The organism is Asticcacaulis sp. (genome assembly GCF_051956075.1).
Taxonomy (GTDB): Bacteria; Pseudomonadota; Alphaproteobacteria; order Caulobacterales; family Caulobacteraceae; genus Asticcacaulis.
Window position 1 is genome coordinate 177,267 of record NZ_JBQCGA010000036.1, and the last position, 13,792, is coordinate 191,058.

The 13,792-nt window shown below is 53.4% G+C and carries 10 protein-coding genes; 7 read left to right on the forward strand and 3 right to left on the reverse strand.

Annotated elements, in window-relative coordinates:
* Positions 1–99 precede the first annotated feature (99 nt).
* From rfbC to ACTHLA_RS10180, 7 genes are all read left to right on the forward strand, one after another.
* Complete coding sequence (gene rfbC / locus ACTHLA_RS10150; RefSeq protein WP_440188283.1) at positions 100–642, forward strand: dTDP-4-dehydrorhamnose 3,5-epimerase; 543 nt, start codon at positions 100–102, stop codon at positions 640–642.
* Between the two features lie 70 nt (positions 643–712).
* Positions 713–1,765 (forward strand): dTDP-glucose 4,6-dehydratase, encoded by a 1,053-nt coding sequence (gene rfbB, locus ACTHLA_RS10155; protein ID WP_440188286.1) that lies wholly within the window; start codon positions 713–715, stop codon positions 1,763–1,765.
* 2 nt (positions 1,766–1,767) lie between these two features.
* A complete protein-coding gene (rfbD, locus tag ACTHLA_RS10160; RefSeq protein ID WP_440188289.1) occupies positions 1,768–2,649 on the forward strand; it encodes a dTDP-4-dehydrorhamnose reductase in 882 nt (293 codons plus the stop codon).
* 38 nt (positions 2,650–2,687) lie between these two features.
* Entirely contained in the window at positions 2,688–3,557 is an 870-nt protein-coding gene (rfbA, locus tag ACTHLA_RS10165) for a glucose-1-phosphate thymidylyltransferase RfbA (protein ID WP_440188292.1), read from the forward strand.
* 85 nt (positions 3,558–3,642) lie between these two features.
* A complete protein-coding gene (locus ACTHLA_RS10170; protein WP_440188295.1) occupies positions 3,643–6,219 on the forward strand; it encodes a glycosyltransferase in 2,577 nt (858 codons plus the stop codon).
* Positions 6,220–6,228: 9 nt separating this feature from the next.
* Positions 6,229–7,236, forward strand: coding sequence for a glycosyl transferase family 90 (locus tag ACTHLA_RS10175; protein ID WP_440188298.1), 1,008 nt, complete (start codon positions 6,229–6,231; stop codon positions 7,234–7,236).
* 23 nt (positions 7,237–7,259) lie between these two features.
* Complete coding sequence (locus tag ACTHLA_RS10180) at positions 7,260–8,000, forward strand: CatB-related O-acetyltransferase (protein ID WP_440188301.1); 741 nt, start codon at positions 7,260–7,262, stop codon at positions 7,998–8,000.
* Here the strand turns inward: ACTHLA_RS10180 and ACTHLA_RS10185 are convergent.
* The 3 genes from ACTHLA_RS10185 to ACTHLA_RS10195 form a co-directional block, all read right to left on the reverse strand.
* Positions 7,987–8,943, reverse strand: coding sequence for a phytanoyl-CoA dioxygenase family protein (locus ACTHLA_RS10185; RefSeq protein ID WP_440188304.1), 957 nt, complete (start codon positions 8,941–8,943; stop codon positions 7,987–7,989). The two genes, ACTHLA_RS10180 and ACTHLA_RS10185, sit on opposite strands and share 14 nt — an antisense overlap.
* An 83-nt stretch (positions 8,944–9,026) precedes the next feature.
* Positions 9,027–10,253 carry a glycosyltransferase family 4 protein gene (locus ACTHLA_RS10190; protein WP_440188307.1) on the reverse strand — a complete coding sequence of 409 codons (1,227 nt, stop codon included), beginning with the start codon at positions 10,251–10,253 and terminating at the stop codon, positions 9,027–9,029.
* The gene (locus ACTHLA_RS10195; protein ID WP_440188310.1) at positions 10,219–13,494 is read right to left on the reverse strand and encodes a glycoside hydrolase family 99-like domain-containing protein; all 3,276 of its coding nucleotides are present in this window, start codon (positions 13,492–13,494) and stop codon (positions 10,219–10,221) included. Before ACTHLA_RS10195 ends, ACTHLA_RS10190 begins: the two co-directional genes overlap by 35 nt.
* Positions 13,495–13,792 lie beyond the last annotated feature (298 nt).

The following is a 13,792-nucleotide window of genomic DNA, read 5'->3' on the forward strand; positions in this document are numbered from 1 at the left end:
ATCCTTAAATTCGATTTACTTTCAGGCCCAAATTTTGCTAGAGGGAGCAAAATCAGGTTGCCAATGGCAACCTAGGACTAGTCATGTTGAAGGGGTGACATGGACTTCAAGCGCTTTGAAATTCGAGGGCCGGCGCTGATCCAGCCTAAGATGATCGGTGACGATAGGGGCTTCTTTATGGAGGCCTTCAAGTCTCAGTGGTTTCGGGAAAACATCGAGGATGTGACCTTCGTGCAGGACAATCAGTCCCTGTCGCGACAGAGTGGCACAATCAGGGGGCTACACTATCAGAAGGCTCCGGTCGGGCAAGGGAAGTTGGTGCGCTGCCTTAAGGGAGCGATATTCGATGTCGCAGTTGATATCCGCCCGGATTCTGCCACGTTCGGTCAATGGGTCGGAGAAATCCTCACCGCTGAAAAGGGTGAGCAGTTGTGGGTGCCGGAAGGCTTCGCCCATGGATTCTGCACTCTGATGCCCGATACAGAAGTCTTTTACAAAGTTACCAATCCGTATTCTCGCGAGCACGATGCGGGCGTCGCTTTTGACGACCCGGATATCGGCATCGTCTGGCCGACAGATCTTTCCGTCGCTGTGCTTTCCGACAAGGATCGGGTTCAGCCATCTCTCTCAAGCTTGCGTTAACGCAGTCGACTCACATGGCTGAAGGCTCTGGAGCCCGTGTGGCGTCTTTCTCAACTAAAGGATCTATTTCATGCGCATTCTGGTAACCGGCGGCGCGGGTTTCATCGGCTCGGCTCTCGTGCGCTATCTTGTCTCGGAGGTTGGCGCCGACGTACTTAACCTCGATAAGTTGACCTACGCAGGTAATCTGGAGTCCCTTGCTCCAGTTGAGGCGTCGTCGAACTACCGCTTTATGAAAGCGGACATATGCGATTATGAAGCTGTCGCGGCCGCTATTGAAGGCTTTAAACCCGCTCACATCATGCACCTGGCCGCCGAAAGCCATGTCGATCGTTCGATTACCGGGGCCAAAGACTTCATTGAAACCAATGTGCTGGGCACCTTCACGATGCTCGAAGCGGCGCGCCATTATTGGGGGAGGCTGGAAGGTGAAGCCAAGGCGGCGTTTCGCTTCCTGCATGTTTCGACCGACGAGGTTTACGGTTCTCTTGGGCCCTCGGGCCTATTCGAAGAAACGACGCCTTATGATCCATCGTCGCCCTATTCAGCATCCAAGGCGGCTTCCGATCATTTAGCCAAGGCGTGGCATCGCACCTATGGCCTGCCTGTCGTCGTATCGAACTGCTCGAACAATTACGGGCCTTACCATTTCCCGGAAAAACTGATCCCGCTTAATATTATCAATGCCCTGGAGGGTAAGCCGCTAACCGTGTATGGCGATGGCTCCAATATCCGCGATTGGCTCTACGTCGAAGATCACGCGCGGGCCCTGCACCTGATCTGCTCCAAAGGCCGTCTGGGCGAGACCTACAATGTCGGCGGACGCAACGAGCGCGCCAATATAGAGGTCGTCAAACGTATCTGCGCGATTATGGACGAGCTGGCGCCGAAGTCTCACCCACACTCAGACCTGATAACCTTCGTAACAGATCGCCCGGGCCATGATCACCGTTACGCCATTGACGCCACCAAGCTGGAGACGGAACTTGGATGGAAGGCGCAAGAGAATTTCGAAAGCGGCATCCGCAAGACGGTCGAATGGTATCTGGCCAATGAAGCCTGGTGGGCGCCATTGCGCGGCGGAGTCTACACGGGAGAACGTCTCGGCGTTCTGAAGGCGTAGCTATGCGCATCGTCGTTACTGGAAAAGAAGGTCAAGTCGATACGTCTCTTCAGCAGTTGGGGGAGGCGCAGGGTTTGACGATCATTCGCCTCGGTTTGCCCGAGATTGATCTGTCTAATCCAGGCAGTCTCAGTGCGCCCATCGAGGCCGCGAAGCCGGACGTTATCATATCCTCGGCCGCATATACAGCCGTTGATAAGGCCGAAACTGAGCCGGAGCTGGCGCAAAAAATCAATGGAGACGGGCCTGGCGAACTGGCGCGCATCGCCGCGCGCCTCAGCGTGCCGATCTTGCACTTGTCCACCGACTATGTATTCTCGGGCGACAAGGACGGTGTTTACACAGAGGACGATGAGACTGGGCCGGTCAGCGTCTATGGCGCCACCAAACTGTCTGGTGAACACCAAATCGCCGCCTACACGCCGAACCATGTCATCATGCGCACGGCCTGGGTTTATTCGCCTTACGGCAATAACTTCGTGAAGACTATGCTGCGTCTTGGTGAGACGCGCGACGAGCTGAATGTCGTGGCCGATCAATATGGCTGTCCAACCTATGCGCCTGAAATCGCGCGCGCGCTATTAAGCTCAGCCCGACGTGTTGTTGAGGATTCTGATCCGAGTTTACGCGGCACATTTCATCTCACGGGTGCAGGCGAGACCAACTGGGCCGGCTTTGCGGAGGCAATCTTCAAAGGAGCTGAGGCGAGGGGACGTAAACCCGTCAAAGTGAACCCCATTCCAGCCAGCCAATATCCGACACCCGCCCGACGGCCCGCCAATTCGCGTCTGTCCGGTGAAAAACTGAACGTGTTCTATAATCTAACACTCGATCCCTGGCGCACGTCGCTGGACGATTGTCTTGACCAACTGCTGAGCCGCTAAGCGGTCACTCGCCAAGGAATACATAAGGAAATCAACGAATGAAAGGCATTATACTCGCAGGAGGCAGCGGCACGCGCTTGCACCCCATGACGATTGGCGTCTCGAAGCAGATGATGCCGGTCTATGACAAGCCGATGATCTACTATCCCCTGTCGACCTTAATGATGGCTGGAATTCGCGATATTCTCATTATTTCCACACCGCACGATCTGCCGCTTTTCCGCAAGTTGCTCGGTTCCGGCGCACAGTGGGGCATCAATTTGCATTATGCTGAGCAGCCAACCCCGGACGGTCTGGCGCAAGCCTACATTATTGGCGCAGATTTCGTCGGTCACGAGCCGTCTTGTCTGATTTTGGGTGACAACATCTATTACGGTCCTTCTCTGACTACATTCCTTGAAGAATCGGCCAAGATTACGCACGGGGCGAGTGTCTTCGCGTACCAGGTGGCTGACCCAGAACGTTACGGGGTTGTTGAATTTGACGATCAGTTCAAGGCCTTGTCGGTCGAGGAAAAGCCGGATGCGCCTCGCTCAAATTGGGCGATCACTGGGCTATATTTCTACGATCATCAGGTCGTCGACATCTGCGCCGATCTCAAGCCTTCAGCGCGCGGCGAGTACGAAATCACTGACGTCAATCGCGTTTATCTCGAACGTGGCCAGTTGAGCGTTCAACCGATCGGCCGCGGTTATGCCTGGCTGGACACGGGCACGCCCGATAGCTTACTGGACGCGGCGGAATTTGTTCGCGTGCTGGAAAAGCGACAAGGTTTCAAGATCGCCTGTCCAGAAGAAATTGCTTGGCGTCGCGGCTATATCAGCGATCAGCATCTTGAAAGCCTGGCCAGCAGTCTGGGCAAAAGCGACTATGGCAGGTATCTTTTAAAATGCCTCACCACGGGTTGACGGAAAACGGCGCACTCTATTTATCTGATCCTCGCGGGAGCGACCAACATGTCGATCTCGCAAACTGGTCGATCAGGGAGGTTGAATGTCGATCGGGTCGGCAGTTTCAAGCATTATGACATCGCTCCGGCAGGGCGCAGTCCGCAATCTTCTCTGGTTTGCACAAGATCTGATCGGGCAGGGCCCCAGAAGTGCAATGCGCCTAAGGCGTAGCTACAATGCCATTGCGCGTTCGAATGTGTTTGATCCGGACTTCTATCAGGATCAGTTAGACCTGGACATCAGTGACCATGCGCGCTTGTTGCGTCACTATGTAACCGAGGGTTATCGCCACGGCCTGAACCCCTCGCCGGGGTTCAGCACGACTAAATATCTCGACTTTTACCCGGATGTACGACAGACCGGCATCGATCCTTTGTCGCACTTTCTTCTTTATGGACGGGCAGAGCACCGCATCGCCCTGCCGACATCGGTGTCGACAGGCTCCGTCATCTTTCTCAACGCCGTGCCGCTAGAGAATAGGGATCGCCACGCATGGCGGATGGAGCAGACGCCGTTGTTAGACCCTTCGGAACTGGGGCCGTATGATCACCGCCCTGACGACGCCGTTCCGGCGGAAGGCAGACGCGGCGAAGCCTTTATGGAACGGCATCGCCTGTTGTCAGCCCAGCCTGATTTTGCTGGCGCTGTCGTCGCGCTCAATCAAAAGATTACAAGCGGAAAGAATGAACGCATACAAGGTGGACGGCCGGATGTGTCGATCGTCATTCCGGTCTATGGCCAGCTGGCCTATACGCTTAATTGCCTTGACGCGCTGTTGCGCCATGCCAGCCGCTACAGATTTGAAATTCTTATCGCCGACGATGCGTCGCCGGACGAAAGCGAGCAATGGCTCAGCCAGGTGCAAGGTATCAGCTATCACCGTTATACGCAAAACTGCGGCTTTATTGGCAATTGTAACCGAGCAGCTGAGCATGCGCGTGGTGCGTGGTTGGTCATGCTCAACAACGACACGCGCGTCGTTAGGGGCTGGCTGGACGGGTTGATCGACAGTTTCTCGCGTTTTCCAAAGGTCGGATTAGTCGGCTCGAAAATATTCTATCCCGGCGGTCGCTTGCAGGAGGCGGGTGGCATCATCTGGAAGGACGGTTCCGGTTGGAACTACGGCCGCGATGACGATCCGAACCGGCCGCGCTACTGTTATGCGCGTCAGGTCGATTATGTTTCGGGGTGCAGTATCGCTGTCCCGTCGCAGCTTTGGCGCGAAGTCGGCGGTTTCGACAGCCATTTCGGACCTGCCTATTATGAGGATGTCGATCTCGCCTTCCGGCTTAAAAAGGCCGGTCATGAGGTGTGGTTTCAGCCCGAATCGCGCATCATCCATTATGAAGGCAAGACATCGGGGATCGATACTTCCGCTGGCGTGAAGGCCTACCAGACGCGCAACCAGGAAAAATTCCTTGAACGTTGGGGTGAGGAATTGGCGGGTCACCGCACCAATGGCGAAGAGCCATGGTTTGAAAAGGACCGCCAGGTTTCAAAACGCGTCCTGATCATTGACGCCGTCACCCCGACGCCGTGGCAGGATGCCGGATCGCAGGCAGTCGTAAACCTGTTCCGCTATTATCAGGCCCTGGGCTATCAGGTCAGTTTTGTGTCGGAGAATTTTCTTTATGAACGGCGCGCCGTCTCCGAAATGCAGGCAATGGGCGTGCAATGCTTTTATGCGCCCTATGAAACCTTTTTGCCGTCACTTCTTAGTACATACGGAGAGCAATTCGACACCATCCATGTCATTCGCGCGGATGTGGCCGCCAAGTCCATCGAATTGATCCGTACGCTGACGCCGCATGCCCGCGCGGTTTTTCAAAATTGCGATCTGCATTATCTGCGCCTTGAGCGTCAGGCCGAGGTTGAGAAAAATCAGGTTCTGGCGACTGAGGCCAAGGCGATGAAGGTTAGAGAGCTGCAACTTTCCAGGGATTATGACTTCACCATCACCCATTCCGAGGCCGAAAGGCAGATATTGTCGGCGGAATTGCCGGAGCGCGATATTGTGGTGATGCCGCTGATCGAGACGATCGTGGAAGCTGACGCCGCCTTTGATGAACGCTTGGATTTCATGTTTCTCGGCGGTTACGGCCACCCGCCCAATGTCGATGCCGTGCGCTGGCTTCTCAAAGACATATGGCCGGAACTGTCTGTGAAGTGTCCGCAGGCGCGTCTGTTGTTGGTCGGGGCCAATCCGCCGGAAGAAATTCTGCGCGCTGCGAGCGACCGCATTATTGTCACGGGTCTGGTTGATGATCTCGACCCGTGGTTTGCTCGCACGCGGGCATTTCTGGCGGCTTTACGTTATGGTGCTGGCTCCAAGGGCAAGGTATTGTCGGCGATGGCGCACGGCGTACCTGTTGTTGCCACCGACATTGCAGCCGAAGGTATGACGCTGCACGATGGCGAGTCGGTTTTCCGCGCTAATACGGCACAAGAGATTATCGACAGAGCTGTCGCGGTTTACAACTTAGGCGAATCTGGCTGGGATAAGGCGGCACAGTCAGCACGCGCTTATATACTCAAGCATCATGGTTTTAACGCCAATGTTGAAACCCTTCAGAGCGCCCTTTTAAAGCATCGCCCTGAAGTCAAGAATATTTCACATTAGGATAAACCCATGTATCAACGGCGTATATTCAGTGCCTATTCGCGTGAAGACCTTGCTGGCGTACTTAATGAAGTAACAGATGCGCAGGCGAGGGGCGTTTCTATCTCTGCGGAGTTTCATAGCGAGCAGCCGTCCCTCATCAAGGTAGATTTTCTTGCTGGTAACCGCATTGCATTTAGTTTTTACGAACACTTTGAATCGGAGGAGCGAAGGGATTTCTTTGTTAATCGGGCGATTGCCTGCGCCCAGATGTTTATCGTTGCCAGGCAAAATGCGCCCGACCAGCAAGGCAGTACACGTTTTTGGGTGGACGATGTACCCCACGGGTGGGGTTTAGGTTTTTGCAGCAACTCCCCCAGCCACGTGTTAGTGCCGGATTCCGTATTTTTCGAAACGGGTGGCTACGCTTATCTCCGGGAGAACAAGAGCATTGCTGCGCCATGGCAAGATCGTGAAGACAAGGTGTTTTGGCGCGGAGCGTCTACCGGATTGCGCGAATACCTTCGGGTTTCGTCTTGGCGTGAGATTCCGCGCTTTCAGTTGTGTCTGATTGCGCAGGCATTGAACCAACCTGATATTTATGATCTTGGTATTAGTTCCGTAGTGCAGATATGGAATGAATGGGAATTACGTGAAATCGCTGAATCCGGTCTCTTGAGGGACGAGGCGCCGCAGCACGACTTCGGTAAATATCGATATTCGATCGATATAGACGGGAATACAAATAGTTGGCCTGGTCTATTCACCAAGTTGCTTATGGGTATCACGGTTGTGAAGGCGGACTCATTTAACGGCTATCGTCAATGGTATTATGACCGTTTAATACCGTGGAAAAATTTCGTGCCCGTTGCGCATGATATGCGCGATCTGCATGCAACGATTGGAGCTTTAAGAGAAAAACCGGGAACGGCCTACAATATTGCCTTAGCGGGATTGAATTTGGCTGAGAGCATGACTTTTGAATCGGAACTTCAGTTTGCAGCGGATGCTGTTCTGAAAAGCCTATTTCCTAATTAAATTTCTTAGGTTGCAGATCGGTTATGATACCTGAACATATGAAAACTCGATATCATTACGCCAAGCTTGAGCATGGTGCAGTTGATGTAGACATCGGTGATTATTCCTATGGTTATCCTCACACGGTGTTTTCTGGTTCTGAATATCGACCTACATTCTTATCTATAGGCCGCTATTGTTCGATAGCAGATGGCGTAACGATTTTTGTCGGGATGTTTGGACGGCATCCCACAAATACCCTGTCGACATTTCCGTTGCCAATGGCCGTGGATGATGCCGTGAAGATGGACGTTGACGCGCTGTATCCTCCGGAATCGGAATCTCACTTGCCGCATATGGACAGGGACTTGAGTGTGCGTATCGGCAACGATGTCTGGATTGGGCAGGGCGCCACCATTTTAGCCGGCGTTACAATTGGCAATGGGGCTATTATCGGTACGGGCGCTGTCGTAACGCGTGATGTTCCTGCCTATGCCATTGCTGCCGGTACACCGGCGCGCATCGTTAAAATGCGCCATCCCGACGAAATTATTCAGCGTATTGAAGCTTCAAAATGGTGGGAGCAGGAGCCGAATGAGATTTACACCCGCCTTAAAGGACTGTTTTATAGCGCCGATATGCCATCTGTACTCTATGCAATGGGAGGCGAGACCCTAGCGCTGCCGCAGACGGATGAACAAAATTCAGACGACAAAAGCCAGGGTCTTCTTGGGCTGATAGTAAAATTCCTAGATGGTCTGCGCAGTAAATTTACGCGGGTATAAACAGCGGATCTACTTCGTTTAAACGTTTAAAATCGCTGACAGGGTAGTCGTTTGCGTGATTAAACGATATGCCCGCACAGTCGACGATCTTTCTACCCTCATAGTCGAGATAGTTTGAAGATGAGGTTTCAGGGTAGGCCCGGCTGGGATTAAAGAAGACATTTTGATGATAAACAGGCACTCCGGCGGGCGTCGTGTGCATGACGAAGCTATGGCGGGTACGGTTCATATCCTTGATGGCTGTGCCGCCATGCGGCAGTTGTGGATGCCAGATGAGGCTGTCGCCAGCGTCCACGTACACTTTTTCGGTAGTCATACCCATGGCGCGGCCTAAGGCTACCGTAGTATCCTGATATTCAATCCAGGCGGCGTCGTCCAGGTTCGGGATGTTATCAAGATTGCCGTAACGTCGGCGCGCCATATCCTCTCGGTCGAGTTGAGGTATGCGGTGCCCACCCTTCAGAACTTCTAGACAACCATTTTCGTCTCCGGCCGCTTCCAGATAGACGGTCGTGCCAAAATAAAGATATTCCGGGCGTGTTGAAAAAACCGGCGTGTCACGGTGGAGCGGTTGCTGGGAACCGATCTCGTAAAATAGTGACGTGTAAAGTGAGGTGGGACCGCCGAAAAGAAGATCCTGCACCGCCAGCCAGACATGATTTTGCGTAAACAAGGGCAGCAATTCGTTAAACGCCATGTGCAAATTGCTAATACGCGGGAAATGCCCGTTGTCTAACCTGTTGATGCTGAACTTGTCATCATTCAGCGCCGCGAAACGCTTGAACTGGTCAATCACCTGATCGCATCGCGATCTCGAAACGGCGCCGCGAACGACTGTATAGCCATTTTCGATCACATCGATCGCATGGTGTTTCACCAGCGGATCAATATTCATAGCGCGAATCTGGTCAGCAGCAGTCGGCTGAAGAAAAAAACCTAACATTACAATGTCCTAGGTAAAAGGCGTAAAATCACTATCACGCCGGGAAAAACGATTCAACCGTAGTTTGGATCATGCCGTCCGGTTCATGAGCTTCTGGACGCAACCGGTGTGACGGTTTTTGCGTTTGGCTCAGGTTGGGAGATCAGTTCATCGAGACGGCGCGTATATCTGAGGCCTGAGGCGAGATGACTGAAATTGGCTGTCATATGCCGTTTAGCCCGGCGTCCGATATCAACCCCTTTTTGCGGGTCGTCAACAAGAGCCAGCATGTAACGCGCCGCTACATTTATGTCGGCATCGGCCCAGTGCTGCCCATGCCAGTGCGGGTAATCGCCCTCCGCTAGCCGCTTTACGCGGTGGCGCACGAGTAGAGTGGTTTCAGGCGTGCAGAAATCCATGTTGCCGGAATAATCAGTGCAGATGACTGGTTTGCCCAGGCACATGGCTTCGGCAATCCCAAATCCGTAGCCTTCAGATCTATGTAGGGATACGAAAGCGTCACATTGCCAAGTTAGCGCCTTCATTTCCAGATGGCTGAGCGTACGGTCGATTTGCTGGACGTGAGTCCTGATGGGTGAAATGGCCTTGTCAAACGCTGCCTTTAAGACGGGGTTTGAATTGGCATTATTGGTTTTGATGACAAGGCGAACATTAGCGAAAGGGCGCTTTTCGAGGAGCTTCGCGAAGGCGGCGATTACAGCCATCGGATTTTTGCGCTCCAGAAAGGAGAGAAAATCAAACGCAAAAAAGAAGGTGTAGGCGCTTTCATTCATCCCAAAATAGCGACGTGAAAAAAGCCCACGCCGCCGCACTTCCGTGGCCAGGGGCAGATGCGTGACAGGTATGTTTACTGCCTCGGCCAGACTCTCAGACACGAAACGCGACTCGCCCCATGCCTCATTGAAGCGCTCGACCTGTCGCGCCCAGACATCCGGAAAGGTCTCCAACTCCCAGGCGGGATAAATGATATTATAGCTGCCGCGGGCGAAGGCGTTACGGGGTTTGAGCTTTTTGAGAACCGGTTCGATCTCATCGCCATTAATACAAAAGATATTGATACCGGTTCCCAAGTCCGATGTGGTGTTGCCTTCAAATTCCGAGATTAGCATAGGGTCGGGCTCATCCCATGGCCCGTGAACATCAACCATAACGCAATTTACGCCGACTTCATTTAGCGAACGCCACAATGAGCGCACATGCTCGCCCATGCCAATCGGAGCGAAGGGGTGACCAACCACGCGCAAGGTCTTTTCAGGAACACGGCGTAAATTTAATTCAGAGTGCAAAGGTTCCCCCTCCAGCTTCAACATTGCTGATCGCATTTTTCAGGGCCTGCAAATAACCATGTCCGAAATGCTGGTCGGGTTCGAGATAGCTGCCTTCACACCATTCGTTCCAGGCATTGATGAAAACAAGCCGTTCTTCGCCAATATTTTGTTCGAGCGTGCGTAACATGGTCCATTCTAGCCAAGCCTGAAAAGCGCCGGGCGAGGCCTTTTCCAGCACCATGCTGCGATCTCGATAACGCGGCGTATTATCCCAACCTACCAGAACCGAACGCAAACGCTTGAAGCCGACTTCCTCGCGAGTCATGTAGTTGATCGCCAGCTCCCGGTAATCGTGAGCCGTGCCTGTCCAGTCGGGGTTGGTCGTCACGACATTCAGGGGCGGGCTTCGCACCATGTCGTGAGGGGGAAATTCTACCGAAATGTCGCAACCGAAAAGCTTGGGGTCGGCTGGGCTAGATGAAAGTTCAAATGATTCCACGCTGGCGATCATTATATCGCCGATGCCAGCTTGGCGCGCCACATTCCGCCATGTGGCGATGGCGCGCTTCGGATTGGGCAGGTCCGACACGCGGTAAATCAATATCAGCGGCTTGCCATTGACACGGATATAGTTTGGCGCGGCGCAGTAGCGCAGTATGTCATTGATGATCGCCCGCATGCTTTCGTCAGAATAAGACTGCTTCATGAGGACGTCTTTAGAACGGCCATCCCAGCGTTTCGTCCAGTTTTCATTGGCCCAGCACAGACAAAAAGGAAAATCCGGCTTGCCAGCCTTCAGCATCTGCTCAAGCGGGGTTTCCAAAAGGCGCTTGCCGTCAAAATTATAATAGTAATAGCAAAAGCCGGACAGGCCATTCCGGCGCGCCAGAGCTGTCTGTTCTTCCATGACCTCGAGGCGGCGCAGGTCATAATAGCCAAGATCTGCAGGAATGCGGGGCTGGACATGGCCCTCGAAATTGGGCAGGGCGCGACCCAGATTGGTCCACTCCGTGAATCCCTTTCCCCACCAAAGATCGTTTTCCGGTATAGGATGGTATTGTGGCAAGTAAAAAGCGATCGTGCGTAATCGCGTTTCAGCGAGGGTTTCGCTCCACCGTGACACCAGTGTCTGCCGGTTACGTGAAATTCTCTGCCGCTTGGAGCGCGTTTTGTCGCTGTTGGCGTTTGAGGTCTTGCTTAAATGATGCGCAACGACCGCTTTGGGCTCGTAAATCAGCACGTGACCCTTGGCCCGGATTTTAAGGCTCAGATCGGCGTCTTCGCAATAGGCAGGCGCGTATATTGGATCAAAGCCGCCGACCGCCCTGAAAAGATCGCGTTTCAGCAGGATGGCTGCCCCGGATAGGTGCTCGACCTCACGCCGATAATTGAAGCGCGGCACATTTGGATTATGACCGTACCCGATCAACTGACCGGTGCCGTCGCTTTTCAGGATGCAGCCGGCCTCCTGAAGGCGACCGTCAAAAGACAAAATTTTGGGCCCCACCATGCCGGCCCGGTTTTTTTTGTGTGTGGCGACCAGCTTTTCAAGGCAGTCAGGCGAGATTTGGGCGTCATTGTTAAGGAAGAAGAGATAGGCGCCGCGGGCCATCTCGGCCCCGGCATTGCAGGCATTGCCAAAGCCGAGGTTTTTATCGAAGCGCAAATACCTCAGGTGAGGGTGTTGCGCCAGATGAGAGTACAGATCGTCGCTTGAGCCATTGTCAACCACAATCACTTCCAGACGGAGCCGGTCGGTGGCTGACTGAGCGATCGACGCCAGGCATTCGACCAATACTTCGGATTCATTGATCGTCGGGATAATGATCGAAACATCTACCTCGTCGCCATCTTCACCGGCGCAGAGCGACAGATCAAGTCCGGCCAGCGCATCGACCGAGTCTAGGCCGGCAAAAGTCATCGTGAAGTCAAGCGACGAAAGATCGGGTTCACGGCTTTCAAGGCTTTGCCAGCCGCGGGCTGCGACATGATCATAATCACGCCACTCCGTAACGCCATCGACGCGCTTGTGGCGTATATCCTCGAGTATCTGACGTCCGTTTTCGGACTTGTCACCGCCACGTCGCGGCTGGCGTCCCTCCTGGATGCCCTGGCTGACATAATGCCAGTACGGATCGGCGCCTGATGCCTTCACATCAGGATACATGGCCAGATAGTCGGCGGGCGAAAATGACGGTACCGGCGAGAGCCCCAGCTTCCAGCCTTCGGTGAGATAGTGTTCCACCGCAGCGTCCGATGTCAGCTCGAATTGTCCGGTCTGCTGTTGATAATAATGCAGGTCGAAATGCTGGGCCACGATCTTGCCCTGTGGCGATTCCCATTGGGTTTTCTCGTGCGCCAGTGGCAAAGCATCCAGCGGAGTATTGGATGGGTAGGCGGTACGCCCAGCGGCTTTGCCGAAACGTATATAGTGCAGCAGCGGGTTCATATCCGCCTCAACCACGTCGGGATTAAAGCGAAGATAGGCTTTTGTTGAAAACTCGAGCGAGGGATCAAGGCCGAGTTTCCAGCCCTTGCCAAGATAGTGCCGAGCAGCGTCAATGGCGCTAAAAGACCGAGCGACCTGCTTGTTGTAAAAATTCTCGTCGAAGTAAGGCAGTAGGGCTTCGGCCTCCTCAGCTGTGGGGTAATCGGCGTCTGCATCGAACAAACCTGCCGAACCTGTCACGGCATTTTGCTTTTTTCGCCCTTGCGAAAGGTAATGCAGGAAAGGATTTTCGCCCCTGTCCGCAAGTTCGGGATGAGCTTCAAGATAAGCCTTCGTGGAAAAATTCGCGGAAGGGTCGAGCCCCGCCCGCCAACCGGCACTTAGGTAATGCCTTGCGCCGTCAATTTCGGAAAAACTACGTCTAGTTTGGTTATTATAAAAGCCGGAATCGAATTTAGGTAGAATGCGAGAAACATCTTCCTCCGGCGGAAGCATTTCAACATCATGCAGCACGCCAGATGCAACTGCCAGCCTTTTCTCGGAAGCGCCAAAGCGTAAATAGTGCGCGAAAGGATTGGCGCCAGTTGCGGCTATGTCGGGATACCGCTCAAGATAGGCCCTGGTCGAAAAGGTCGGTGTCGGATCAAGCCCTTCGAGCCAGCCAGATTCAAGATAATGTCGCAATCCTTCCGCAGGTGAGAAGGAGCGGCCGCATTGCGAATTATAAAATGCGCTATCAAAGGAGCCTTTTAACCGTGATCGAAAACTCAAGGCTCCCCATAAATTATTTAATAATTTGGAGCGAATGACAGTCAGTATTGATCTTGGCGGCATTACTCAATCTTTTGTTGCATACTCATTAAGCGCTCATCGATCTGAGCAAAAAATGACCGATTTAAGGCGTGGCACAATGGCCCAATATCGAATAACGAGCAAGAGAGGGAGCTAAAAATTAAGATTAATATTGAAAATCTTACCTTCTGAAACAGGTAACACCAGGCGCTCGATTACAAGACGCCGCGGCAATTTTTTGAAGCCGGCCGCGCCTGTGGATATGTGCACAACGCAAGCGCGTTGCACACATCCCCACAGCCTCAACAGCAGGAAGGGGATTCAATCGATCAAGGAAAGA